Raw genomic sequence first — 25,287 nt, 5'->3', positions numbered from 1 at the left:
GCCTGACCAACGCGGACGACTTTCATTCATGACCGACACGCGTGACCGCCGCCAACCCCTTTCCCGCGAGGAACATGACGCCGTGAGCCCGGACAGCGAGGACACGCTGGAGCTGCGCCTGCCCGACGAACTCATCGCACTCCTTGAGAAGGAGAGCGAGAGGACCGGCGACAACCCGGACCGGGACCACGCCGCGGAGGCGGCACCGCCCGCGGGCGCCCCACCAGCAGGCGACGACCTGATCGACCAGGTTGCGGACTGGGGGCCGACCGCGACCCCTGCGGGCGTGTTCCACCTGGTTCCCGTACGCATCGAGCGGGACCTGTCGCTTGTCAGCCGCTGGATGAACGACCCCGCCGTCGCAGAGTTCTGGGAGCTGGCCGGACCCCAGTCCGTCACGGAGGAGCACCTGCTCGCCCAACTCGCCGGCGACGGACGCAGCGTTCCGTGCCTCGGGGTGCTGGGGGACACTCCGATGAGCTATTGGGAGATCTACCGGGCAGACCTCGATCCGCTGGCACGCCACTATCCCGCTCGACCTCACGACACCGGCATCCACCTTCTTATGGGCGGTGCCGCCGACCGTGCGCGAGGGCTCGGCAGCACGCTCTTGCGAGCCGTCGCCGATCTGGTGCTCGACAAGCGGTTCTCCTGCACCCGCGTGGTCGCGGAGCCCGACCTTCGCAACATCGCCTCCATCGCCGCCTTTCTGAGTGCAGGATTCGGCTTCGTCGCCGAGGTCGACCTGCCCACCAAGCAGGCCGCCCTCATGATCCGAGACCGGCACCTGCGCCATGTGTTGTAACGCCACGTCGCAGCGTCATCACTTTTGGTACACCGCCCGCGCCGATCCGGTTCCCACTCGCGCCACACGGATTTCCAGCCGAGCCGACATCCGCCGTATCCGTGTCCGGCGAGGGCCGTAGCCAAGCCGATTTCCACCAGCGCCGAGCCCAGTCCCTGACGCCACCACGCCACCATCGAACAGAACCGAAGTGATCCAGGCCATCAAACGAGCCACCGCGAACCCGAACGTGCCTGTCCCGGACTCGACCGAAGCGATCCGATCCACGCCTGAGCAGCACCCGGTCTTGATCCCGCCTCTCACCACCGCCTTGATCGCCCATTTGTCAGTGCCGCGCCGTAGGGTGGTCGCGCTATGACGAAGCCCTCACTCCCCGAACTCCTGCATGCTGCCGTCACTGCCGTCGGCGGCACGGAGCGCCCAGGCCAGGTGACTATGGCCGAAGCCGTCGCGGACGCGATCGACGACAGCTCCCATCTCCTGGTGCAGGCCGGCACCGGCACCGGTAAGTCGCTGGGCTACCTCGTGCCCGCGCTCGCGCACGGGGAGCGCGTGGTCGTGGCGACCGCCACTCTCGCCCTGCAGCGTCAGCTCGTGGAGCGAGACCTGCCGCGCACGGTCGATGCACTGCACCCGCTGCTGCGCCGCCGCCCGGAGTTCGCGATGCTCAAGGGCAGATCGAACTACCTGTGTCTGCACCGGCTTCATGAGGGCGTCCCGCAGGACGAGGAAGAGGGCCTCTTCGACCAGTTCGAGGCGGCCGCGCCCACCAGCAAACTGGGCCAGGACCTGCTGCGCATGCGTGACTGGGCGGACGAGACCGAGACCGGCGACCGCGACGACCTCACGCCCGGCGTCTCCGACCGCGCCTGGTCCCAGATCTCGGTTTCCTCACGGGAATGCCTGGGGGCTTCGAAGTGCGCCTACGGTGCCGAGTGCTTCGCCGAGATGGCCCGCGAGCGCGCCAAGCTCTCCGAGGTCGTCGTCACCAACCACGCGCTGCTCGCCATCGACGCCATCGAGGGCGCCCCGGTCCTCCCGCAGCACGAGGTGCTGATCGTCGACGAGGCGCACGAACTGGTCTCCCGGGTCACCGGAGTCGCCACCGGTGAGCTCACCCCGGGCCAGGTCAACCGCGCGGTGCGCCGCGCGGCCAAGCTCGTCAACGAGAAGGCCGCCGATCAGCTCCAGACCGCCGCCGAGGGCTTCGAGCGGCTGATGGAACTCGCCCTCCCCGGCCGCCTGGAGGAGATCCCGGAGGACCTCGGCTACGCGCTCATGGCCCTCCGCGACGCCTGCCGCACTGTGATCTCCGGCATCGGCGCCACCCGCGACAAATCCGTCCAGGACGAGGACGCGGTCCGCAAGCAGGCGCTGGCCTCGGTGGAGAGCGTGCACGACGTGGCGGAGCGCATCACGAACGGCTCCGAGTGGGACGTCGTCTGGTACGAGCGTCACGATCGCTTCGGCGCTTCTCTGCGCGTGGCACCCATGTCGGTCTCGGGCCTGCTGAGGGAGAAGCTCTTCGCCGACCGTTCGGTGGTCCTGACGTCCGCGACCCTGAAGCTGGGGGGTGACTTCAACGGCGTCGGTGCGTCCCTGGGCCTCGCCCCCGAGGGCACGGAGGGCGAGGATGTCCCGCAGTGGAAGGGCATTGATGTCGGCTCGCCCTTCGACTACCCCAAGCAGGGCATCCTGTACGTCGCGAAGCACCTGGCCCGCCCGGCGCGGGACGGCGACCGCACGGACATGCTCGACGAACTCACCGAGTTGATCCAGTCGGCCGGCGGTCGCACTCTGGGGCTGTTCTCCTCGATGAGGGCGGCCCAGCTGGCAGCGGAGGAGCTGCGGTCCCGCATCCCAGAGTTCCCCATCCTCCTCCAGGGCGAGGAGACACTCGGCGAACTGATCAAGAATTTCGCGGCCGATCCCAAGACGTGCCTCTTCGGCACGCTGTCGCTCTGGCAGGGCGTGGACGTCCCGGGCCCCAGCTGTCAGCTGGTCGTCATGGACAAGATCCCGTTCCCGAGGCCGGACGATCCGCTGATGAGCGCCCGCCAGAAGGCGGTGGAGGACGCGGGCGGGAACGGCTTCATGGCGGTCGCCGCCACCCACGCGGCGCTGCTCATGGCCCAGGGCGCCGGTCGCCTCGTACGGGCTTCGGGGGACCGCGGTGTGGTCGCCGTACTGGACCAGCGTCTGGCGACGGCCCGGTACGGGAGCTATCTGAAGGCTTCGTTGCCCGACTTCTGGTACACGACGGACCGAAATCAGGTCCGGAGGTCGCTGGCCGCGATCGATGCGGCGGCGAAGAAGGCGGAAGCGGAAGCGGAAGCCACGGCAGAGTGATCGGGCGTTGGCCTGTCCCCTCGCAGGGACAGGCCAACGCCCGATCAGAGTCCCCGCGTCACCAGGGATCACACAGCGCAGGGCCCCGGAACCGGCGCAGGGGTCCCGGGGCCCGGTCAGGGGTCGGCTCTACGAGCCGGCCGCCGCAGCCGTCACACGCGCCGCAGCACTGCCACCACCTTGCCGAGGATGGTCGCGTCGTCGCCGGGAATCGGCTCGTAGGCGGAGTTGTGCGGGAGGAGCCAGACGTGGCCGTCCTCGCGCTTGAAGCGCTTGACGGTCGCCTCGCCGTCGAGCATCGCGGCGACGATGTCGCCGTTCTCGGCGACCGGCTGACGGCGGACCGTGACCCAGTCTCCGTCGCAGATCGCGGCCTCGATCATCGAGTCGCCGACGACCTTGAGGACGAACAACTCACCGTCGCCGACCAGCTGGCGGGGGAGAGGGAAGACGTCCTCGACCGACTCCTCCGCGAGGATCGGGCCACCTGCGGCGATGCGGCCGACCAGCGGGACGTACGACGCGGCCGGCTTGCCTGCGGTGTCGGTGGGCTGCGCCGATGATGCCTGGTCGGATCCGCGCACTTCGTAGGCGCGCGGGCGGTGCGGGTCGCGGCGCAGGAAGCCCTTGCGCTCCAGGGCCATCAGCTGATGAGCGACCGACGACGTGCTGGACAGGCCGACCGCTTGGCCGATTTCCCGCATCGACGGCGGGTAGCCGCGCCGCTGCACGGAGTCCCGGATGACCTCGATCACCCGCCGCTGCCGGTCGGTGAGCCCCGAGCTGTCCGCCCGGATGCCCGGAGGTCGGCCCGGCAGGGAGCGCTTGTGCCCCTCGGGATTCATGGCTTCGTTCATCGCATGCACCGGCTCGAGTCGGCCCTGGGAGCGGTCCTGGGCAGTGATGGTGGCACTGTCTGCGGTGGTGGTCACGTCGGCCCCTCTCGATGGTCTCCCTGCTGGACAACGGTAGTTGCTTTCGAAAGGTTGCGCCAAACACACGTTCGAGTGAAAAAGTGCGAATAGCCTTACTTGATCTTGTGTCCGGGTGTATGGCTGACGCGGCGCTCAGCAGACATAAGCGCCCATTGTTGTACTCTTCACCGCCGGAGTGGCGACCTCGTGGGTGCCGCCCCAGTCTGCCATCCGCCTTCCCGCCGACCGGGAACGGGCCCCCATCTGCGCGGGAACCCCACGTGCCCTCCCTGTGGCGCCCACGGTATCTCCGCATGTGTCGCAGCGGTACGTCTGTGCGGCCCGTGTACCGGAGCTGCGGTACGGGCGCGTGGCACATGCCAATGCTCGCGCGACACGCGCGTATGGCGTGTATGTATGGGCCAATCCCCACATGTAGTGGTTGGATTGCAGCAGCAGCCCAGAAGTTGTGGTCCCCCGGGTCTTCGAGCCCTCGGCCATCGCCTATGCTTGGGGCTGCTTCAAGGGGCACGAGAGGTCTCTTGAGGCTATTGAGTCTGCTGTGAGGAGGGTTCGGAGTTATGCACTGCCCCTTCTGCAGGCACCCCGACAGCCGCGTCGTCGACAGTCGTACGACCGACGACGGCACGTCGATCCGCAGGCGCCGCCAGTGTCCTGACTGCTCCCGTCGTTTCACGACCGTGGAGACGTGCTCACTCATGGTGGTCAAGCGGTCCGGAGTCACCGAGCCTTTCAGCCGTACCAAGGTCATCAATGGCGTGCGCAAGGCATGCCAGGGGCGGCCTGTCACCGAGGACGCGCTCGCCCAACTCGGCCAACGGGTCGAGGAAGCGGTGCGCGCCACCGGAAGCGCCGAGCTGACCACCCACGACGTGGGGCTGGCCATACTCGGCCCGTTGCAGGAGCTCGATCTCGTCGCCTATCTGCGATTCGCCTCCGTCTACCGGGCGTTCGACTCGCTCGAGGACTTCGAGGCGGCCATCGAGGAACTCAGGGAACAGCCGGGACACCCCGCCGCGGACGACGACGACCGCGAAGGTGCTGTCGCGGGGAGCCAGGAAGACGATCGCGGGTCCGCGGGGACTGCTCAGGTCCCCGAGCCCGCGCACTCCGCCGACTGACCGGCGGGCCGGAACCGGGAGAAGGCCCCGGGGCCGGCCGGGCAGCGGCGGACGAAGACTTGCTGCGGGCGACAAGCGAGTGGTGCCCGCAGCACCAGACACACCACCGTGCCACGGGAACATCGTGGCATTTCAGGGCGTTTTTGCCTGTACAGGGAGGCGGCATGACAGAGACGGCGAGCGGTCCGGCACGGAGTTCCCGCGCCAAGGGCACCAAGGCGACCAAGGGGCTGCGCATCGAGCGCATCCACACCACCCCCGGCGTGCATCCGTACGACGAGGTGTCCTGGGAGCGCCGTGACGTCGTCATGACCAACTGGCGCGACGGCTCGGTCAATTTCGAGCAGCGTGGCGTCGAGTTCCCCGACTTCTGGTCGGTGAACGCGGTCAACATCGTCACCAGCAAGTACTTCCGCGGTGCCGTGGGCACCCCGCAGCGCGAGGTGAGCCTCAAGCAGCTCATCGACCGCATCGTGAAGACGTACCGGAAGGCCGGCGAGGACTACAAGTACTTCTCCTCGCCCGCCGACGCGGAGATCTTCGAGCACGAGCTGGCGTACGCCCTCCTGCACCAGATCTTCAGCTTCAACAGTCCCGTCTGGTTCAACGTCGGTACGCCCCAGCCCCAGCAGGTCTCGGCCTGCTTCATCCTGTCCGTCGACGACTCCATGGAGTCGATCCTCGACTGGTACAAGGAAGAGGGCATGATCTTCAAGGGCGGCTCCGGCGCCGGCCTGAACCTCTCCCGCATCCGCTCCTCCAAGGAGCTGCTCTCCTCCGGCGGCAACGCCTCCGGGCCGGTCTCCTTCATGCGCGGCGCCGACGCCTCGGCAGGAACGATCAAGTCTGGCGGCGCCACCCGTCGCGCCGCCAAGATGGTCATCCTCGACGTCGACCACCCGGACATCGAGGGCTTCATCGAGACCAAGGTGAAGGAAGAGGTGAAGATCCGCGCCCTGCGTGACGCGGGCTTCGACATGGACCTGGGCGGCGACGACATCACGTCCGTCCAGTACCAGAACGCCAACAACTCGGTCCGGGTGAACGACGAGTTCATGAAGGCGGTCGAGGAGGGCGGCAAGTTCGGCCTGCGCGCCCGCATGACCGGCGAGGTCATCGAAGAGGTCGACGCCAAGACCCTCTTCCGCAAGATGGCCGAGGCGGCCTGGGCCTGTGCCGACCCCGGCATCCAGTACGACGACACCATCAACGCCTGGCACACCTGCCCGGAGTCGGGCCGCATCAACGGCTCCAACCCGTGCAGCGAGTACATGCACCTGGACAACACGTCCTGCAACCTCGCCTCGCTGAACCTGATGAAGTTCCTCAAGGACGACGGCAAGGGCACCCAGTCCTTCGAGGTCGAGCGCTTCGCGAAGGTCGTCGAGCTCGTCATCACCGCGATGGACATCTCCATCTGCTTCGCGGACTTCCCGACCCAGAAGATCGGCGAGAACACCCGCGCCTTCCGCCAGCTCGGCATCGGCTACGCCAACCTCGGCGCCCTGCTGATGGCGACCGGCCACGCGTACGACTCCGACGGCGGCCGCGCCCTCGCCGGCTCCATCACCTCCCTGATGACGGGCACGTCGTACAAGCGCTCCGCCGAACTCGCCGCGGTCGTCGGCCCGTACGACGGCTACGCCCGCAACGCCCAGCCGCACCTGCGCGTCATGAAGCAGCACTCCGACGCCAACACCAAGGCCGTCCGCATGGACGACCTGGACTCGCCGATCTGGGCCGCCGCCACGGAGGCCTGGCAGGACGTGCTGCGTCTCGGCGAGAAGAACGGTTTCCGTAACTCCCAGGCGTCCGTCATCGCCCCGACCGGCACCATCGGTCTGGCGATGTCCTGCGACACCACGGGTCTTGAGCCCGACCTCGCCCTGGTCAAGTTCAAGAAGCTGGTCGGCGGCGGCTCGATGCAGATCGTCAACGGCACCGTCCCGCAGGCCCTGCGCCGCCTGGGCTACCAGGAGGAGCAGATCGAGGCGATCGTCGCCCACATCGCCGACCACGGCAATGTGATCGACGCCCCGGGCCTCAAGCACGAGCACTACGAGGTCTTCGACTGCGCGATGGGCGAGCGCTCCATCTCCGCGATGGGCCACGTCCGCATGATGGCCGCGATCCAGCCGTGGATCTCCGGTGCACTCTCCAAGACGGTCAACCTGCCGGAGTCGGCGACCGTCGAGGACGTCGAAGAGGTCTACTTCGAGGCCTGGAAGATGGGCGTCAAGGCGCTCGCCATCTACCGCGACAACTGCAAGGTCGGCCAGCCGCTCTCCGCCAAGACCAAGGAGAAGGAGAAGGTCGAGGTCACGGAGAAGGCAGAGGCGACCATCCGCGAGACGGTCGAGAAGATCGTCGAGTACCGCCCCGTCCGCAAGCGCCTCCCGAAGGGCCGTCCCGGCATCACGACGTCCTTCACGGTCGGCGGCGCCGAGGGCTACATGACGGCCAACTCCTACCCGGACGACGGCCTGGGCGAGGTCTTCCTGAAGATGTCGAAGCAGGGCTCGACCCTCGCCGGCATGATGGACGCCTTCTCGATCGCCGTCTCCGTCGGCCTCCAGTACGGCGTGCCGCTGGAGACGTACGTCTCGAAGTTCACGAACATGCGCTTCGAGCCCGCCGGCATGACGGACGACCCGGACGTGCGGATGGCGCAGTCGATCGTCGACTACATCTTCCGCCGCCTGGCGCTCGACTTCCTGCCCTTCGAGACGCGCTCCGCACTCGGCATCCACTCCGCCGAGGAGCGCCAGCGCCACCTGGAGACGGGTTCGTACGAGCCGTCCGACGACGAGATGGACGTCGAGGGCCTGGCCCAGTCGGCACCGCGCGCCCAGGAGCTGAAGGCCGTTGCCACGCCGAAGGCCGAGGTCGAGGTGGCCAAGCCCACCCCGCAGCAGGCCCACACCAGCGCCGAGCTGGTGGAGATGCAGCTGGGCATCCAGGCCGACGCCCCGCTGTGCTTCTCCTGCGGTACGAAGATGCAGCGAGCCGGGTCCTGCTACATCTGCGAGGGGTGCGGCTCGACCAGCGGTTGCAGCTGACACAGGGCGGAACTGCGTCGAGGGCAACACTCGGCACACGCTCACCTGACAAGTAGTCCCTGATGAGAGGGGCGTCAGCCTCGCGCTGACGCCCCTCCCGCCTTGGTGGAGACACCTTCCTCTGGGGGCTGATGCGAAACGATGTTTACCGAAGAAAGCTTGTGGTGGGGGCGCCGTGATGGCACGCTCGTGGGCGTGATCAAGAGAATTGAGTCCTCCGCTCGCCTGTGAGCGAGACACCCGGGATTGGACTGCCCGGACATCAGACAACGCTGTTCGGCCACGCGCTCCGACTGCATCGGCTGTCGCCGGACAAGCCCCTGCCACGCGAAGGCGAGCCGTATCCCGATGAGGAACGGCGCCGACGTGGGCCTCGCCCGAAAGCGCCGCGCGACCGCAAGCTGGTGGGAGTCGATGTCGCCCGGATCCTCGACGAGCACTTCGCCGATCCGGACGCTGTGCCGAGTGCGCTGAACGACCGCTTCCATGACGTCTACGTACCGATCCACCACATCGAGCACATCGTCACTGCCGCCGACATGGCTGGGGAAGTCCGCGCACGGGAAGCCGGTCGGTGGCTGGTGCGGCACGCGACCGATAGGTCCGCCGTCACGGTCGGGTTGGCCTTGCTCGCTGCCGTGGGCACGGTGGACGACATCCCACTGATCCAGATCATCGGACTGCTTTCCTGCCACTTCGGCCCACTCGCAGCACGGGGCCTTGAGCGCTTGCCCGGCGGTGCGGATGCACTGATGTGGCTGGCGGAGCGGGTGACCGGCTGGGGCAGGGTTTACATCGTGGAGGCTCTGTGCCGGCTCGTGGACGGTGACCCGGTCGTCCGACCCTGGCTGTCGCGGAGAGCGGCCGACGGCGACTTCCTCAACGGCTACTTCGTCGGCCGGGTCGCGCGGGTGGCCGAACTTCACAAGGCCGTCGAGATGTTCGGGGACGACGCCGAGCTGGTTGACCACACGACCCGGCTTCTCCACGCGATGACGTACGGCGAAGGCATGGGCACCTCACTCCGTCGCTACCCGTACGCGGTCCTGGTCCTGGAGGCGCACGTCCGCGCACTCGGGGACCTTGAGCCGACGGTCGAGCGCTACCTCGCCGCGGCGACGATCGCCCAATACCTGACCAATGAGACACCGATCGGCTCCGACGATCCTGGCTCCAGAGCGGGTTGGGAACGAGGCCGAGCTGCGTACCTCGCGCTGCTCGACAAGGAGGACTGGTGTGCCACAGCGCGTGAAGGACTCGCTGCCGAGGACGGCCGGATCACGTGGCTGGCCGACTATGTGGCCCCGGGACTCAAACTGAGGGCCTTTCCAGCCCGACAGGCCGAGAGCTGAGGAATAGCGCACGCCAGGAACAAGTGCTCTGCACCGGATCCTCGGCATCCTCTGGGTGTGAAACCACGGTCAGGGCGGGGGCGCCGATTCCTGGCGCCCCCGCCCTGGACCTCGCTATGCGTGGCGCGCCCGCCCCATCGTTGCCGTGAACGTCGACGGGTCGTCCTCGAAGCCGTGGATGCCGGGATGGAAGTCCCAGGTACCGGATCCTTCGCGCACGAGTTCCGCGACGGTCGCCGCTGTTGCCCCCAGAATGTCGCCGAAGTTGTCCTCGGCAAGGACGGTGTAACCCTCACGGATACGGAGCGCCGGGTTGATCACACTGACGAACGTGCGGTGCTCGGAGCGCTGTTGGATGACGACGCCGACGACCACGCGCGCGTAGCGGGCGTCCAGCCGGTCCAGCTCGACCGTCATGACCTCGTCCCAGCCGAAGCCCTTGCCGTCCTTGCTGTCGCGGTTGAGGTAGATGGTTCCGTCGGGGGAGCGGCTGTCGAAGTGCACTACATACGCGGGATCCCCGTACGGATCGCTCGCCAGGTAGGTGGCGGCGACGACGTCCAGATCGGTGGGCGGCTGTCCCGCCGGACTCGGGTCCCACTTCAGGGCGATCTCGACCTTGCGGATGCCCTTCTTGAGGCCGTTCACCAGACTTCCCCTTCCCCCCAGTGGTGCCGCCCGAACTGCCGGGCAGACAAGGCAGATTGCCCATCCTGCCACGCGCGCCCGTGCACTTGGGGGCGAGCTCTCCGCCCGAGGGTGACCGACGCCACGCTCCGTGGCCTTACGATGGCGCGGTGCTGGTCAAGTGGATTCGCTGCACCGTGGTGGACCGCCGCGGTTTCGAGCGGGGGCAGCGAAAGTGGGCGGGGCTTCTGGGGGAGCCGGGGTTTCGGGGGCAGGGTGGTGGCTGGAGCCGGGGTCGGCAGGGCGTGGCGCACATCTTTGCCTTCTGGGAGAGCCGTGCCTTCTACGACTCCTTCATGGCTCGCTCCCACGACCGCCTGGCGACAGCACAGTCGGGCACCTTCAAGGACAGCCAGGTCAAACTGTTCGACTACCGTTTCGACGTGAAGACCGGCTTCGAACCGCGGTTCTCGGACGCCGACCTGGTACGGGTCGCCCACTGCCGCGTTCACGAGGAGCGAGCCGAGCACTTCACACTGATGCAGGAGAAGGTCTGGAACCCGGCGATGGCCGGTTCCCCCGGCATGATCCGCGGATTGTTCGGAGAGGCGCCGGGAAACGAGTTCCTGGTGCTGTCGATGTGGCTGTCGACCGCCGAACACGGCAAGTACCGCACCGAGCGTGTGGAGCGCCTGGCCCTGCGGGCCCAGATCGAGGCGGACGTAGTCGCCCTCACGGGCGACATTGTGCAGCTCGAGCCAAGCTGGACGGTTTGACGTCCGGACCTGTTACTTGTGCGCCTTACCGTGGCTCTTGGTGCCGGAGGATGTGACCTACGCTGTATGAAGGCCGTACGAGTGCTCGATCGGCCCTCAACCGATCTAGGGTTTTGGCATGGCACGACCACGGCGCATCGTCCTTGTTCGACACGGCGAGTCAACGGGCAATGTTGATGACACCGTGTACGAGCGCGAACCCGACCACTCCCTGGGCCTCACCGGTCAGGGCTGGCAGCAGGCTGAGGAGACGGGCAAGCGGTTGCGCGAGGTGTTCGGCCGAGAGCGCGTCAGCGTGTACGTCTCTCCCTACCGCCGTACGCACGAGACCCTGCGTGCCTTTCATCTGGACCCCGAGCTCATACGCGTGCGCGAGGAGCCCCGGCTGCGTGAGCAGGACTGGGGAAACTGGCAGGACCGTGACGACGTCCGGCTGCAGAAGGCCTACCGGGACGCGTACGGACACTTCTTCTACCGCTTCGCCCAGGGCGAGTCCGGCGCCGACGTGTACGACCGAGTCGGCGGTTTCCTGGAGAGCCTGTACCGCAGCTTCGAGGCGCCCGACCATCCGCCGAACGTGTTGCTGGTCACCCACGGCCTTGCCATGCGGTTGTTCTGCATGCGCTGGTTCCACTGGACGGTCGCTGAGTTCGAGTCGCTGGCGAATCCGGGGAACGCGGAGATGCGGATGCTCGTTCTCGGAGACGACGGCAAGTATGTGCTCGACCGGCCCTTCGAACGCTGGCGGGATCCGGAGCCGTACGGGATCACCGGATAGGGTGGCAGGGCGATGACCGCTGATTCCTCTCCCGACGGGCGCCTGGACCGCGCCCTGGCCAGCCTGCGCGGACTGGCCGTGGGGGACGCGCTGGGCTCACAGTTCTTCGTACCGGTGAACTACCCGCTGCTGAAGCACCGCGAGCTGCCGCCCGGCCCCTGGCAGTGGACGGACGACACGGAGATGACCTGCTCCGTGGTCGCGGTCCTGGCCGCCCACCACCGCATCGACCAGGACGCCCTCGCCCACTCCTTCGCTGACCATCACGACTTCGACCGTGGCTACGGCCCCGCGGTCAACCGCCTGCTGCGACTGGTCCGGGAAGGCGGTGACTGGCGAGAGCTCGCCGCCCAGCTCTTCAACGGCCAGGGGTCCTGGGGCAACGGTGCCGCGATGCGGATCGCGCCCCTGGGAGCCTGGTACGCGGACGATCCGGAGCAGGCGACCCACCAGGCCGAGATCTCCTCGTACCCGACCCACCAGCACCGTGAGGCCGTGGTCGGCGCCATGGCCGTCGCCGCGGCCGCCGCGCTGGCTGCCGCTCCCAGCGGGCCGCCCAGCCCGGAGGCGCTTCTCGACGGAGTCGTCGCGCTCGTTCCGAAAAGCGCTGTCGGCGCGGGCCTGCGGCGTGCCCGGGACATGCTCGACTACGCGGATGCAGGCACCGTCGCGGCCGTGCTCGGCTGTGGCCGGCGTACGACGGCCCACGACACCGTGCCTTTCGCGCTCTGGGCGGCCGCCAGAGGGCTGGGGGACTATGAGCAGGCGTTCTGGACGACGGCGCAGGTCGGCGGTGACGTGGACACGACCTGCGCCATCGTGGGTGGGGTGATCGCCTCCGGCAAGGCGGGGACGCCGCCGGCCGCATGGGTGGAGCAGACGGAGGCTTTGCCCGACTGGGTGCCCACCTCCATTTGACGGGACCTGCCACGCATCTGATGGGACCTGCCGCGGCGGTTCTGCCGCGGTCGTTGTCCGTCGGCGGGGCGCAGTGTGCGGTCCGATCGGAAACTCTCTGTGTGCGTCGGGAACTCTGTGTGACCACTCGGGCGTTCTCGCAGTATCCGCTGTGTGAGGAGTGGGTTCGCACAGGCAGGTGACATACGAGGGCCGCAGGGGGTGGGTCGTGCATTTCGTAGGGGGTTCGCTGACGCTGCATGCCGTGCTGACGCTGCTGGGCGTGCTGGCAGTGCTGGCCCGAGCGCGCGTCGTGCGAATGGCCGGACCGCCCTCGCCGTCCGTCTCCCGGACCGCGGCCGGCCATGCGCAGCGTTGTACGGGGCCTGTCGGCTCAGCCGATGCCCGGACCCGCGGTGCCGGCGAGGGCATCCAGGTCGCTCTTTCGGACTCTAATGACCAACCAGGCGGTTACCAGAGCGAGTACGGCCATGGCCGCGGCCGCGATGAAGCCCGTCGAGATGCCCTGAGCGAGCACCTCGTGCCCCCAAGGAGCGGGCAGCTGATGTGTCTGACCGAACTCGGCCTTCTGCTCCGCCGAACCCTCGGCGAGGAACTTCGGCAGTTGCTTCTCCGCCTCGTCCTTGCTGGCCGAGCCGAACACCGTCGTCAGGATGGACAGGCCGAGCGAACCGCCCACCTGCTGCGTGGCGTTGAGCAGTCCGGATGCCGCGCCCGCCTCGTGCTGGGCGACACCGGAGACCGCGGTGAGTGTGAGCGTCACGAAGTTCAGACCCATGCCGAAGCCGAACACCAGCATCGGCCCGAGCACACCGCCGACGTAAGAGCTGTCGGAGCTGATGAGGGCCTGCCAGCCCAGCCCGATCGTCGCGAGCGCCGAGCCCACGATCATGAACGGCTTGGGCCCGAGCACCGGAAGGAACCGTTGGGACAGGCCGGCCCCCAGTGCGATCACGACCGTCACGGGCAGGAAGGCGAGACCCGCCTGGATCGGGGTGTACCCCAGCACGTTCTGCACGAAGAGCACGATGTAGAAGAACATGCCGAACATCGCCGCGGCGAGGCTCAGCATGATCACGTACGTCCCCGAGCGATTCCGGTCGGCGAACATCCTGAGCGGCGTTATCGGTTCCTTGGCACGGGACTCGATGAACGCGAAGGCCAGCAGCAGGACCACGGCGGCGCCGAAGGATCCGATGGTCAGGCTGTCCCGCCATCCCTCGTCCGCTGCGCGGATGAAGCCGTAGACGAGCAGGGCCATGCCTGCCGTCGAGGTGAGTGCGCCCGCGACGTCGAAGCGCCCGGTGTGCCGTTCGGAATCGCTGATGTACAGCGGTGTGAGTACGGCGATCAGCACGCCGATGGGTACGTTCACGAAGAGCACCCACCGCCAGTCGAGCCACTCCGTGAGCATGCCGCCCGCGAGCAGGCCGATGGCACCGCCGCCCGCGGAGACCGCGGCGAAGACGCCGAAGGCCCGGTTCCGTTCCGGCCCTTCGGGGAACGTCGTGGTGATGAGAGCCAAAGAGGTGGGCGACGCGATCGCGCCTCCCACTCCCTGCAGGACTCGTGCGGCCAGCAACTGCCAGGGCTCCTGCGCAAGGCCGCCGAGCAGCGAGGCGAAGGTGAACAGCAGGATCCCGGCCATGAAGACCCGGCGGCGGCCGAGGATGTCGCCGGCCCGGCCGCCGAGGAGCAGCAGGCCGCCGAAGGTGAGCGTGTAGGAACTGACGACCCAGGTGAGGTCGGTCGTACTGAACTTGAGCGCGTCTTGAATGTGCGGGAGTGCGATATTCACAATCGTCGCGTCGAGTACCACCATGAGTTGGCAGGCCGCGATGACGGTGAGCGCGATGCCGGGATGTCCCTCCCGGCGGGCCGCACCTGGTTTCTGGTCCTGAGTCAACTGAGAGGTTGTCACTATGGGTCCCCCACAAGTGCCCTAGTGAACGATGGCGTTCACTGTTGCGTCAACGGTAGTGAGTCCCAAGTAGTGAACGCAAGCGTTCACTCAGCTTGTTGTCGTGCGGCACGCCCCCCGTTGTTGTCGTGCGGCGTTCCCCCTGCTCCCGGAATTTCCGCTTCCCCTGTCTGTTGGAGACGCTCAGATGGTTACCTCGCGCTGGACGGCCGCCCCCGCTCAGACGGCCTCCCTTCGCCGGCGCGGCGCCGTACTCGAACGCGCGATCCTCGATGCCGCCCTGGATCAGCTCAGTACGGTCGGCTGGAAAGGCCTCACGATGGAAGGCGTCGCTGCCGGCGCCCAGACCGGGAAGGCTGCGGTCTATCGTCGCTGGCCGTCCAAGGAGGACCTCGTCGCGGACGCGCTCCAGGCCGGGCTGCCGCCTTTTGAGGAGGCACCCGATCTGGGCAGCGTGCGCGAGGACCTGCTCACCTTGTGTCGGCGGGCGCGGGATGCGATGTTCTCGCGTCCCGGCTTCGCGCTCAGCGCGGTGATTCACGAATGCGACCCCGCCCAGGCGGCACGCTTCCACAGCGTGATCTTCGGAGGGGTCGTGGAGCCGACCCTCAGGCTGCTACGCGAGATCATCACCCGTGGCATAGAGCGTAAAGAGGTGCGGGATGATGCGGCCAACGGCTACGTATTCGATGTCATCCCGGCGATGCTGATGTACCGATCCAAGATGTGCGCAAGTGAATGGAATGATCGGGATCTCGAAGAGATGATCGACCAGTTGATGCTCCCGCTGTTGCGGCCGACCGGCGGATGACCGGGGTTCGCGGTGCCCGTGAAGCCGTTCGGGGAACCGGGGTGTCGGAGGGTGATCCGGTCGGCGTACGCTAAGGGCGCCATGCCGTACGAACCGCCTACTCACACCGTCGAGCGCTCCCTCCGCGCCACGACCGGAGCGAAGATCATTGCCGGTGTCGACGAGGTGGGGCGCGGCGCGTGGGCCGGTCCCGTCACCGTCTGCGCGGCGATCACCGGACTGCGCCGGCCTCCCGAAGGTCTCACCGACTCCAAGCTGCTCAGCATCAAGCGGCGCACGGAGCTCGCCCACGTGCTGCGGGACTGGGTCACGTCCTACGCCCTGGGACATGCCTCACCGGAGGAGATCGACCAGATGGGCATGACGGCCGCTCTGCGGCTCGCGGCGGTGCGCGCCCTGGATGCACTGCCGATCCGTCCCGACGCGGTGATCCTCGACGGGAAGCACAACTACCTCGGGACGCCCTGGAAGGTCCGTACTGTGATCAAGGGCGACCAGTCGTGCGTCGCCGTGGCAGCGGCCTCCGTGATCGCCAAGGTTCAGCGCGACAAAATGATGGCCGAACTGGGCATCGACCATGCAGACTTCGATTTTGCGGCCAACGCCGGGTATCCGTCGCCCGTGCACAAGGCCGCACTGGAGGAGCGGGGCCCCACCCCGTACCACCGGTTGTCGTGGGCGTATCTTGATGCGCTGCCCCAGTGGCGGCACCTCAAGAAGGTCCGCAGCTGGGCGGATGGAAGCGTTCCGGAGATCGAGGGGCAGCTCGGCTTCGATTTCTGACGGTTCCGCTCGCACTCATGTGCCACCCGCTGGCGCGAGCCGTACCACCGTTTGATAAATATCAGCTCATGCCTCTCATTCCCGAGGAGCCTCAGATTCACGAGAGTGCCCAGGGTCCCCGCGCCACTCCGGCCAGCGGCCGTAACGCGCCGACCCCTCGTCCTGTACCCGGCCCCCGCCCCGCGGCTCACCCGCGACCCGGTCGCCCAGGCCCGCTGAGGCCCGCGCCACCGGTGCAACGTACGCCGCGCGACGTGGCCGTGGCCAAGCCCGGACCGTCGGGCCCCGCCACCCCTGTCGCCGCCGCTCCGGCCGCGGTGACCCCGCAGATCCAGCTGATCCCGGCCTCCGCCGAGGGTGCGCTCGATGCTGCAGAAGAAGCCGTCGACCTGCTGCTGGACTCGGGTCGCGCCCCCGGCGACGTGCTGGTGATCACCACCGGCGAGCAGCACCCGTGGGCCGTCCATGAGCTGTCCTTCGGTGAAGCGTCGTACTGGGCGCAGCACGACGCTGCCGACGACGTCTTCTACACGGAGGTCGCCATGGCTTCCCGCGCCGCTGCCCGTCCTGTGGTTGTGGTCGCCGTCAATGGCGGCCCCGACTCGGCCGCCGCCGAGGTCCTACCGCTCGCTCATGCGCGGGCCGGTGCCCTGCTGATCGTCTGCGGCGACCCGCAGCAGATCAACTCGGTGTTGGGTACTGGCATCTGAGCCCCGTCCGGTACGTTTGGGGCACGCTGGGGTGACGAAGGATGCCGTCCAGGCGGCACCTGCACGGCGGTCGTTTCTGTGTGCCTGCACACGCGCGTGGGGTGGCATCCAGGTGCGGATGCCGCGCCTTGTTCTGGAAGGTTGCGGGCCGGGTCATGCTGTGGCTGTCCGGCGTGCCGGCGGGGTGTTCCCCGTACCGGTGCTCGGAGTTGTCGTACGGACTCGGCGGTGTGCCGTGAATGCCCGCCACGGCCTAGGAGTACGGCATTCAGCGCGCGGCCCGCGGGTACAACGCTCGGGCGGGTCAGCGGGCCGCCGCTCGGCGCAGGACCTCCGATACGGCGCCGCCCGTGCGTGGCGGCGGAGGCGGCGCCTCGGAGGTGGCGAAGGGCTCAGGTGTCGAGTCCACGTTCGGGCGGCGTCCGCCTCGGCCCTCGCCGATGACCTGCCAGCCGTCTCGGGTCAGTGTGATGTACGCCCCGCAACGCAACCCGTGCAGAGTGCAGGCGTCACGCAGTCCCCACATCCACGCGCCGTCCTCTTCCGTCCAACGGGCGTCACCCTCGCGGCAGTAGAGCAGCACGGCGGTGCGCACCGGTGTGCGGCGCCGCAGGTCGTGCGGGATCACCCGGCGAAGCTGGGCCAGCAGCACGTTGCGGGACATCCACCCGTCCGCCGGTGCCGGTCGGCGGGTGAACGAGGCGCTCGCCCGTAGTCGCTCGTCGGGGTCGAGGACCGCCACGATCGCGGTTGCCGGTTTGGGACGGTGGCGCGTGTGCAGCCCGCTGACGACCTCGCGGGGATTGCTCAGCAGAGGGATTCCCGCGGCGGCCCACTCCGCGGGTTCGAGCATGCGGGCCAGAGGATTGGCGGATGCGGCGGACAGGTCGGCAGGCGACGACGTCGACGCCGCGGAGGACGGAGCGAATCCGAAGGTCACGGTCCTCCCTTCGGCTACGCGCCCATACTGCGGGCGGGGTCGGATTCGGGGGAGCGCACACCGCAGCAGAGCCCTACCTGATCACGGACGAGCCGTACGGGGAGCGGACTCCAATTCTTCCTGTCGAACTTGGTTGCGGCAACGAGCAATTGGGCCTACCGAACCTTTTCTGGCGATTGGTGTCTTATATCCCTACCCGGTGTTCTGAGAGACGACGCACGGGACGTTCGAGCACGGCACGTTCGTACGTCGGCGCAGGACTGCGGGCCTCGTCTCGCGCGTGCTCATCCGCGTACCGCCAGGACCAGGGGCAACACCCTCTGGGCGCCGGACCGCAGGAGCAGGCGGGCGGCGACAGCGAGGGTCCAGCCGGTCTCGGTCACGTCGTCCACGAGCAGCACGGGGCCGGGTGCGGCATGGAGGGCCTCCTGCAGGGGCGGGGGGACGACGAGCGCTCCTTCGAGGGCACGCAGGCGTTGGGCGCTGTTGGAGCGGGGAAGGGACAGCTCGGCCGCATGGTCCGTGTAGGCCAGGGAGCCCAGCAAGGGGAGGCGACCGACCGCGGAGATTCGGCTGCCGAGCGACTGGATCAACTGTGGCCTCGTGCGCGAGGGCATGGTGATCACGCCGACGGGACGGGGTGGGGCGTCCGGCCTGCCGGACGCCCAGCCGTCCGGTGCCTTGGCCCAGTCGGCCAGTACGGTCACGACGGCGTTCATCACGTCGTCGGGCGCGGGGGCGTCCGGGGTGTGGGGCGCGAGGAGGGGGCGGAGCCGGTTGCCCCAGCCGATGTCGGAGAGCCGGCCCAGCGCCCGGCCCGGGGTGGCTTGCTCGCCGGGCGGGATACGGCCCTTGAGGTTGACGCCGATGGCCGGGAGTCCGGTCGGCCACATTTTGCGGGGATCCACCACGACACCCGCGCGCGTGAGCGAGCCACCGGCGGTGTCCAGTGCGTCCGGGGAGACCTCGGCTGTGAAACGGGGGCCGGCGCAGTTGTCGCAACGGCCGCAGGGGGCGGCCTCGCCGTCGTCCAGCTGCTGCCTCAGGAACTCCATGCGGCAGTCGCTCGTGGTGGCGTAGTCGCGCATGGCCTGCTGCTCGGTGGCGCGCTGCTTGGCAACCCATGCGTACCGCTCGGTGTCGTACGACCAGGGGGTGCCGGTGGCGACCCAGCCGCCCTTGACGCGATGGACGGCGCCGTCCACGTCGAGGACCTTGAGCATGGTTTCCAGGCGGGTGCGGTTCAGCTCCACGAGGGGTTCGAGCGCGGGCAGCGACAAGGGGCGGTCCGCCTGCGCGAGGATGTCGAGGGTGCGGCGGACGGCCTCCTCGGGCGGGAACGCGACGGAGGCGAAATAGGCCCAGATCGCTTCGTCCTCACGGCCCGGCAGCAGGAGGACTTCGGCGTGTTCGACGCCGCGCCCGGCGCGGCCGACCTGCTGGTAGTACGCGATGGGGGAGGAGGGCGAACCCAGGTGGACGACGAAGCCCAGGTCGGGCTTGTCGAAGCCCATGCCGAGTGCGGACGTGGCCACGAGCGCCTTGACCTTGTTCGCGAGCAGGGCTTCCTCGGCCTGCTGGCGTTCGGCGTTCTCCGTCTTTCCCGTGTAGGAGGCGACGGTGTGACCGCACTGCCGCAGAAAGGCGGTGACCTCCTCGGCCGCGGCGACCGTGAGGGTGTAGATGATTCCGGAACCCGGCAGGTCACCCAGGTGATCGGCGAGCCAGGCAAGCCGGTGGGCCGCGTCGGGCAGCTGGAGCACTCCGAGACTGAGGCTCTCGCGGTCCAGCGGGCCACGCAGCACCAACGCGTCCGTGCCCGTGCCTGTGCCCAGTTGTTCGGCCACGTCGGCAGTGACCCGTGCGTTGGCGGTAGCCGTGGTGGCGAGCACCGGAACGCCGGACGGGAGGTCGGCGAGCATGGTGCGCAGCCGCCGGTAATCGGGGCGGAAGTCGTGCCCCCAGTCGGAGATGCAGTGGGCCTCGTCGACGACGAGGAGTCCGGTGGCAGCGGCCAGTTCGGGCAGGACGTTGTCGCGGAAGTCCGGGTTGTTGAGCCTCTCGGGGCTCACCAGCAGCACGTCGACCGTGCCCGTGGCGACCTCGGCCTGGATGGTTTCCCACTCCTCCGTGTTGGAGGAGTTGATGGTCCGGGCGTGGATACCGGCGCGGGCAGCCGCGTTGACCTGGTTGCGCATGAGCGCGAGCAGGGGCGAGACGATGACGGTGGGCCCCGCTCCGCGCTCGCGCAGCAGGGCGGTCGCCACGAAGTACACCGCGGACTTGCCCCAGCCCGTGCGCTGCACGACGAGGGCCCGGCGCTTGTCCGCCACCAGCGCCTCGATCGCCCGCCACTGGTCCTCGCGCAGTCGGGCCGATCCGGTGCCGTCCCCGACCAGACGGGTGAGGACCGCATCGGCTGCCGCGCGCAATTCCGCGTTGCTCGTGTGCGTCATACGTCCCATACAACAGGACCGCACTGACAGCCGGGGATCCTCACCGGCCGAGGCGGCGGACGCCTCAGCGGGCGCAACCAGGCATGCAGGACCATGATGGCGTGTCCATGATCGGACTTATCCACAGGTTAAAGCGGAACCTGGTGATCCGCGAGATCGTCTGGGCATGACGAATCACAGCGAAACGACTGGATCCTCCGAGAACGGCGACATCGGCGGACGAGACGGATATGAGAGGCATGAAGCCTCTGGCGCGGACGGCGGGCGACCCGGGACCGCGCCCAGCCGGCACGTCGAGTGCGTGACGTACGCCGCCCACGGAGGCGACCATCAAGTCACTCTACGTACGCCGGCCGAACTGGCCGACGCGCTGCCGTACCTGCTCGGGTACCGCCCCGAGGACAGCATCGTCCTGGTCGCCCTGCACGACCGAGGCGGTCGGGGCCGGTTCGGCGGACGGGCCCGGCTCGGCATTCCGACCAGCGGGGACGACTGGGAGTCCGCGGCCCGGCAGCTCGCCCAGGGACTGATCACGGGCAGCGCGCGCAGGGGTGTCAAACCCGAGCAGATGGTGGCGTATCTCTGCCAGGAGCCCGCCAAGGGCGAGACGGGGCAGCAGGTCATGGGGCGGCTGGCCCGGCTCGCCGGGCTGCTGCGCACGGAGTGCGGCCGCCTCGACGTACCCGTCATCGAGGCGCTGTGCATCTCCGACGGCCGCTTCTGGTCGTACTGCTGCCCGAGCGAGGGATGCTGTCCCCCCGAAGGGCTGCCGATGGGGCTGCCCGGCACCTCCGTGCTGGCTGCCGCGGCTACCTATGCCGGGCTCCAAGTGCGAGGCACTCTGCGCGAGTTGCGGGCCAGGCTGCTGCCCTGGGAGACCGCCGCCGCACTGGAGCAGGAGGCCGTCCTGGACGCCACGAGCATGGCGCAGATCCCCAGGATGCTGGATGAAACCGGCCGGGCGGACGTGGCAGAGGAGACCATGTCCCTGGCCGAGCGGGTGATGGCACGGTTCGCCGAGGCGGTGCCCGTCTCCGGGCCCCTCCTGGCGGACCTGCGTGATGACGAACTGCTCGGACACGAGGAAGCGGCCACGCTGATCCTCGGCCTGCAGGACCGCTCGACGCGCGACCGTGCGGCCGAGTGGATGGAGGGCCCCGAGGCCGGCCCGGCGCTGCGTCTCTGGCGAGCCTTGGCCCGCCGTTGCGTCGGGTCGTACGGCGAGCATGCGGCGGCCCCGCTCACCCTCGTCGGCTGGGTCGCCTGGTCGGCCGGGGACGACATCGAGGCCCGAGAAGCCATGGCCATGGCCCTGGGAGCCGATCCCGACTACCTCTTCGCCCGCCTCCTGCACCAGGCGTGCAACGAGGGCCTGGACCCGGAGTCCATCCGCCGCTGTCTGCGCGAGGCGCGCATGGCGCGTGCGGCAGAGGGAGCGGGAGGAGGGACCGGCGAGAGGGGATCTGAGCCCTCGACGCGGCAGGAAATCGTGGCGCCGACGCAGGCGGACGTGACAGATGTTGGTGGAACTCCGTCGCCGCGGGGCGTGACCGGTGTCGGGGACGCCCCCACGTCGCAGGACGTGACCAGTGTCCAGGACACTTCCGCGTTGCAGAACGGGGTGGGTGTCGGTGGAGCGGGCGCGGCGGCTTCCCGTCGCCGTCGCCGGAGCAGGTCCGGCGGCGGCCCGGACGGCCGCCCGCACGTCTCAGGCGCCGAAGAACGGCCGGCGGGGACGGATGAATCCCACGCTCGCCCACGGCCGACGGGTACGCGTCCTGGTGCTGCGGGAACAGCCGGTACGCGCCCACGGCCGTCGGGGAAGGGGAACGCGCGCCCGCACCCCACGGGCCAGGACAGCACACGGCGGCGCGACACCCGACCCGGAGTCGCGCGACCGGGAGGCGATGCGGTCGAGGGGGAGGCATGAGTGACCGCCCGGAAGGTGACGGCGGCCGACTCCGTGGCCTCTCCGGTCGGCTGCGCGGGTGCGGCGCGCGGATGTGGCATGCCCTCCGCCGCGGGACGGCGGGCGAGCCGGACCGAGGCGGGTCCGGGCACGGCGGGACGGGGCGAGGTCGGCCGGGAGACGGAGAGGCAGGGCAGACGCTCGGTCGTCGCGGGGCCCGCTCTCTTCTCGCCCGCCGCCATTCGGTCGGCTTCCAGGGCTGCGGGCGTGACCCCGATGAGGTCCGTCCCGTTCACCTGAGTGGCGGAACGGCCGGACGGGTGCCGCCCACCGCCCTTGTCCCTCAGGAGCCCCGCACCCGGCGCCGTACACGACCCAGGCGCACAGAGCGCAGAGGAAGCCGCCCCTTGCATCAGCCGACTCCGCCCTCCGCCGCCGACGACAACAGCTCTGCTCTCGGCAGTTCCTCTTCGCCCCGGGGCGGAGACGTCGATCTACCGGCCCAGGCCGCGGGCTCGAATGCGGACGAGCCGATTTTCGCGAGCGACACCGAGCGCACCGCAAGGGCGATGAGGTACGACCAGCGCCTGACTCCGGGGCCGGACCCGGACGTGCCCTATCCCTTACGGACCGGGCAGGCGCACGTTCTCACGGGCAAGGACCAAAGGCTGCCCTCATGGGCAGGTCCAGGGCACCTGTCCACGTCCACCGGGCAGGACCAGCAGCCCACCCCAGGAGCGGACCCCGACAGCCGTCCGTCTCCGTCGACGGGGCAGGTCGACCGGTGGCCGGCTCCAGCGGCGGGTCCAGCTCGGCACTCGTCCGCGCCCGCGGACCAGAACCAGCCCCCGCCTATGGCCGGACCACAAAGGCCCGTTCCGTCGACAGCCCAGCACTGGACCCCACCCCCGGCCGTCCCCCGTCCGCAGCGCACAACCTCGCCCCCTCCGCAGAACCACTTGCCGCCGCACCCAAGCCCGCCCCTGCCCGCTCGCCGCCCTGGCGACCTCCCCCCGGCCCACACCGCCCTCATCTGCGTCGCGCTCCCAGGTCTCGCCATCTCCTCGGATCAGGGGCAGTTGACCGGATGCGGGCTGGAAGGCTTCTATCGCGCGGGCCGGCGTGTGCTCTCCCGCTGCCAGGTTCGCGTCGCCGGTCGCGAACCGGTCGCCGTCCAGGCCCGGACGACCGCGGCGGACCACGTGCGCTTCGTGGGGACACTGCGCGTTTCCCCCGGCACCGGTCCTGATCCGGACGTTGTTGTCGAACGCACACGTCACGCGGACGGCACGGAGCGCATCACGCTCCACAGCGCGGCCCCCCGCCCGCTCCGTCTGCCGGTGGAGGTGGCCCTCGGCACGGATCTGGCCGACCTCGGCGCGATCGCATCGGGACGAGCGGGGCCCGAACTGCCCGCCAGCGTCCACGACTCCGGCCTGCGCTGGTCCTGCGCCGACGGGAGCGCATCGGTCACGGCCGATCCGCCACCAGCCGATGCCCTGGCCTCGGCAGGACTGCTGCGCTGGGAGTTCCACCTGCCCCCGGGGGGCACGGCAAGCGTGGAACTGCGGGTACGACCGGACGGCGCTGGACCCGTCAGATCCGTGGGGCGCGCAGCGACCAGCCCACTGGCGTCCGCACGGGCGACAGGCGACCACGCCGGCGTGAAAGCCCTGCTGCACACCGGCGGCGAGGACCTGCAAGCCCTGCTGCTGCGCGATCCGGCGCATCCCACAGACACGTACCTGGCGGCAGGAGCACCCTGGCGCTGCGGGCTGGCGCCGGCCGAGGCGCTCGCCGCGGCCCGGATGACACTGCCCCTCGGCACCAGGCTCGCCGCAGGCACCCTGCGCATCCTCGCGCGCACCCAACTCCCAGGCACGGGGTCACAATCCGGCATGATCCCCGGGCCGAGGCGGGACGCGGGGGCACATCTGCCGCCCGGTTGCACGGGCACGGAGGCCACGCTGCTCTTCCCGGCTCTTCTCGCGGAGGCCAGGAGGTGGGGACTTCCGCACCATGAGACGGAGGAACTGCTGCCGGCGGCCGAACGGTGTCTGGCCTGGCTGCGGACGACCGTGGGCGACGGGGCGTATCTGTGCGATCCGCAGCCCGGCGGGCCCGTCCGCTGTGAGACACAGGCCCATGCCCACCGCGCGGCCCTGCTCGGTGCCGAGCTGCTCGACGCGTGCGGCAGACCGGGTGGCACCGAGCTGCGGCAGTGGGCACGGGAACTGCGGACTGCGTTCCGCGCGGACTTCTGGATCGAGGACCGCGGTGGCGGCCGGCCGGCGACCGCCCGTGCCCCGGACGGGCGCCTCGTTCCGCAGCTCGGTGCGACCGCCGTCCACTTGCTCGACACCGGGCTGCTGGGCGGGGGCGAGCTGGCACCCGGGCTGCTCGACCGAGTACAGACCGAACAGCTCGCCAGACTGTTCGGGAGCCCGGCCCTGGATTCCGGCTGGGGGCTGCGAGGGCTGGGCGCGAAGGAGGCGGGATACAACCCCTTCGGTCATCGCGCCGGTGCCGTCCGGGTCCACGAGACGGCGGTCGCCGTCGCGGGCCTGGCCGCGGCCGGCTACGAGAAGGAGGCCGGTTCGCTGCTGCGGGGCGTACTGGCGGCAGCCGAGACCTTCGGCCACCGGCTCCCCGAGATGTACGCGGGGGAGCAGCGCACCGACGGGAGCGCACCGCTGCCCCATCCGGCGGCCTGCCGCCCCTCGGCGACGGCAGCGGCCGCCGGGGTCCTGCTGCTGACCACCCTCGCGGGGATCCGCCCGGACGCCCCGGCCGGGACGGTCACGCTGCGTTCCATGCGCAGCGCGCCCCTCGGGGAGCTCAGCCTGACCGGCTTGCGGGTCGCGGGTTCCCCCTTCTCCGTGCGGGTCAGCCGACTCGGCCTTGCCATGGTCGAGGAGGCGGCCGACGGACTCCAACTGAGAGCCTGACCTCGTACGACATGGCAGCGGACGACGATCGGGAGCGCACCGCGAATCCCCGGTCGGACCGAAGCCGACCAGCCACCGATGCGGCCGAC

Annotated in this window: 18 protein-coding genes; 13 read left to right on the top strand and 5 right to left on the bottom strand. The window is 69.3% G+C overall.

Features of this window, described 5'->3' with window-relative positions:
* The first annotated feature begins 28 nt into the window (after window positions 1-28).
* Together OG252_RS15405 and OG252_RS15400 are read left to right on the top strand one after the other, a co-directional pair.
* Window positions 29-805 carry a GNAT family N-acetyltransferase gene (locus OG252_RS15405; protein WP_329336685.1) on the top strand — a complete coding sequence of 259 codons (777 nt, stop codon included), beginning with the start codon at window positions 29-31 and terminating at the stop codon, window positions 803-805.
* Window positions 806-1,159: 354 nt separating this feature from the next.
* Window positions 1,160-3,154 (top strand): ATP-dependent DNA helicase, encoded by a 1,995-nt coding sequence (locus OG252_RS15400; protein ID WP_266432933.1) that lies wholly within the window; start codon window positions 1,160-1,162, stop codon window positions 3,152-3,154.
* 152 nt (window positions 3,155-3,306) lie between these two features.
* Here the strand turns inward: OG252_RS15400 and lexA are convergent, their stop codons facing one another.
* Window positions 3,307-4,086: a transcriptional repressor LexA gene (lexA, locus tag OG252_RS15395; RefSeq protein WP_266432931.1), complete on the bottom strand. Its 780-nt coding sequence runs from the start codon at window positions 4,084-4,086 to the stop codon at window positions 3,307-3,309.
* Window positions 4,087-4,649: 563 nt separating this feature from the next.
* Here lexA and nrdR point away from each other — a divergent pair.
* The 3 genes from nrdR to OG252_RS15380 all read left to right on the top strand — a co-directional run bounded on the left by nrdR (window position 4,650) and on the right by OG252_RS15380 (window position 9,621).
* On the top strand, window positions 4,650-5,210 hold the full coding sequence (gene nrdR, locus OG252_RS15390) for a transcriptional regulator NrdR (protein WP_266432929.1): 561 nt from the start codon (window positions 4,650-4,652) through the stop codon (window positions 5,208-5,210).
* A 164-nt stretch (window positions 5,211-5,374) separates the two neighbouring features.
* A complete protein-coding gene (locus OG252_RS15385; RefSeq protein ID WP_266432926.1) occupies window positions 5,375-8,269 on the top strand; it encodes a vitamin B12-dependent ribonucleotide reductase in 2,895 nt (964 codons plus the stop codon).
* 227 nt (window positions 8,270-8,496) lie between these two features.
* Window positions 8,497-9,621: a hypothetical protein gene (locus OG252_RS15380; RefSeq protein ID WP_266432924.1), complete on the top strand. Its 1,125-nt coding sequence runs from the start codon at window positions 8,497-8,499 to the stop codon at window positions 9,619-9,621.
* Window positions 9,622-9,735: 114 nt separating this feature from the next.
* Here OG252_RS15380 and OG252_RS15375 read toward each other — a convergent pair whose 3' ends face one another.
* Entirely contained in the window at window positions 9,736-10,269 is a 534-nt protein-coding gene (locus OG252_RS15375) for a TerD family protein (protein WP_266432922.1), read from the bottom strand.
* A 149-nt stretch (window positions 10,270-10,418) separates the two neighbouring features.
* Here OG252_RS15375 and OG252_RS15370 point away from each other — a divergent pair, with 149 nt between their 5' ends.
* From OG252_RS15370 to OG252_RS15360, 3 genes are all read left to right on the top strand, one after another.
* Complete coding sequence (locus OG252_RS15370) at window positions 10,419-11,024, top strand: YdbC family protein (protein WP_266448021.1); 606 nt, start codon at window positions 10,419-10,421, stop codon at window positions 11,022-11,024.
* Between the two features lie 118 nt (window positions 11,025-11,142).
* The gene (locus tag OG252_RS15365; protein WP_266432920.1) at window positions 11,143-11,802 is read left to right on the top strand and encodes a histidine phosphatase family protein; all 660 of its coding nucleotides are present in this window, start codon (window positions 11,143-11,145) and stop codon (window positions 11,800-11,802) included.
* Between the two features lie 12 nt (window positions 11,803-11,814).
* Window positions 11,815-12,720, top strand: a complete 906-nt coding sequence (locus OG252_RS15360; RefSeq protein ID WP_329336677.1) for an ADP-ribosylglycohydrolase family protein — start codon at window positions 11,815-11,817, stop codon at window positions 12,718-12,720.
* Between the two features lie 373 nt (window positions 12,721-13,093).
* Here OG252_RS15360 and OG252_RS15355 read toward each other — a convergent pair whose 3' ends face one another.
* A complete protein-coding gene (locus OG252_RS15355) occupies window positions 13,094-14,641 on the bottom strand; it encodes an MFS transporter (protein WP_266432916.1) in 1,548 nt (515 codons plus the stop codon).
* A gap of 187 nt (window positions 14,642-14,828) precedes the next feature.
* Here OG252_RS15355 and OG252_RS15350 point away from each other — a divergent pair, with 187 nt between their 5' ends.
* The 3 genes from OG252_RS15350 (at window position 14,829) to OG252_RS15340 (ending at window position 16,945) form a co-directional block, all read left to right on the top strand.
* The gene (locus OG252_RS15350; RefSeq protein WP_329336674.1) at window positions 14,829-15,452 is read left to right on the top strand and encodes a TetR/AcrR family transcriptional regulator; all 624 of its coding nucleotides are present in this window, start codon (window positions 14,829-14,831) and stop codon (window positions 15,450-15,452) included.
* A gap of 81 nt (window positions 15,453-15,533) precedes the next feature.
* Window positions 15,534-16,235, top strand: a complete 702-nt coding sequence (locus tag OG252_RS15345; protein ID WP_266432913.1) for a ribonuclease HII — start codon at window positions 15,534-15,536, stop codon at window positions 16,233-16,235.
* Window positions 16,236-16,303: 68 nt separating this feature from the next.
* Window positions 16,304-16,945: a hypothetical protein gene (locus OG252_RS15340; RefSeq protein ID WP_329336672.1), complete on the top strand. Its 642-nt coding sequence runs from the start codon at window positions 16,304-16,306 to the stop codon at window positions 16,943-16,945.
* 304 nt (window positions 16,946-17,249) lie between these two features.
* Here OG252_RS15340 and OG252_RS15335 read toward each other — a convergent pair whose 3' ends face one another.
* Window positions 17,250-17,885, bottom strand: coding sequence for a hypothetical protein (locus tag OG252_RS15335; RefSeq protein ID WP_266432910.1), 636 nt, complete (start codon window positions 17,883-17,885; stop codon window positions 17,250-17,252).
* Window positions 17,886-18,169: 284 nt separating this feature from the next.
* Window positions 18,170-20,341 (bottom strand): RecQ family ATP-dependent DNA helicase, encoded by a 2,172-nt coding sequence (locus OG252_RS15330; protein WP_329336669.1) that lies wholly within the window; start codon window positions 20,339-20,341, stop codon window positions 18,170-18,172.
* Between the two features lie 166 nt (window positions 20,342-20,507).
* Between OG252_RS15330 and OG252_RS15325 the strand changes: the two genes are divergently transcribed.
* Together OG252_RS15325 and OG252_RS15320 are read left to right on the top strand one after the other, a co-directional pair.
* On the top strand, window positions 20,508-22,271 hold the full coding sequence (locus tag OG252_RS15325) for a DUF4192 domain-containing protein (RefSeq protein ID WP_329336667.1): 1,764 nt from the start codon (window positions 20,508-20,510) through the stop codon (window positions 22,269-22,271).
* A 1,058-nt stretch (window positions 22,272-23,329) separates the two neighbouring features.
* Entirely contained in the window at window positions 23,330-25,198 is a 1,869-nt protein-coding gene (locus tag OG252_RS15320; protein ID WP_329336665.1) for a glycogen debranching N-terminal domain-containing protein, read from the top strand.
* Window positions 25,199-25,287 lie beyond the last annotated feature (89 nt).

Origin of the sequence: Streptomyces sp. NBC_01352 (genome assembly GCF_036237295.1) — a bacterium.
In the GTDB taxonomy this organism is placed as follows: Bacteria; Actinomycetota; Actinomycetes; order Streptomycetales; family Streptomycetaceae; genus Streptomyces; species Streptomyces plumbiresistens.
Note: the sequence above shows the minus strand (reverse complement) of the source record. Positions and strands in the feature narration are given on the sequence as shown.

Bases quoted from the DNA above. Each gene is read 5' to 3' on its own strand.
- OG252_RS15340 (WP_329336672.1), top strand. From the start codon at position 16,304: ATGCCTCTCATTCCCGAGGAGCCTCAGATTCACGAGAGTGCCCAGGGT.
- OG252_RS15350 (WP_329336674.1), top strand. From the start codon at position 14,829: ATGGTTACCTCGCGCTGGACGGCCGCCCCCGCTCAGACGGCCTCCCTT.
- nrdR (WP_266432929.1), top strand. From the start codon at position 4,650: ATGCACTGCCCCTTCTGCAGGCACCCCGACAGCCGCGTCGTCGACAGT.
- OG252_RS15405 (WP_329336685.1), top strand. From the start codon at position 29: ATGACCGACACGCGTGACCGCCGCCAACCCCTTTCCCGCGAGGAACAT.
- OG252_RS15360 (WP_329336677.1), top strand. From the start codon at position 11,815: ATGACCGCTGATTCCTCTCCCGACGGGCGCCTGGACCGCGCCCTGGCC.
- OG252_RS15325 (WP_329336667.1), top strand. From the start codon at position 20,508: ATGACGAATCACAGCGAAACGACTGGATCCTCCGAGAACGGCGACATC.
- OG252_RS15365 (WP_266432920.1), top strand. From the start codon at position 11,143: ATGGCACGACCACGGCGCATCGTCCTTGTTCGACACGGCGAGTCAACG.
- OG252_RS15400 (WP_266432933.1), top strand. From the start codon at position 1,160: ATGACGAAGCCCTCACTCCCCGAACTCCTGCATGCTGCCGTCACTGCC.
- OG252_RS15330 (WP_329336669.1), bottom strand. From the start codon at position 20,341: ATGACGCACACGAGCAACGCGGAATTGCGCGCGGCAGCCGATGCGGTC.
- OG252_RS15385 (WP_266432926.1), top strand. From the start codon at position 5,375: ATGACAGAGACGGCGAGCGGTCCGGCACGGAGTTCCCGCGCCAAGGGC.
- OG252_RS15345 (WP_266432913.1), top strand. From the start codon at position 15,534: ATGCCGTACGAACCGCCTACTCACACCGTCGAGCGCTCCCTCCGCGCC.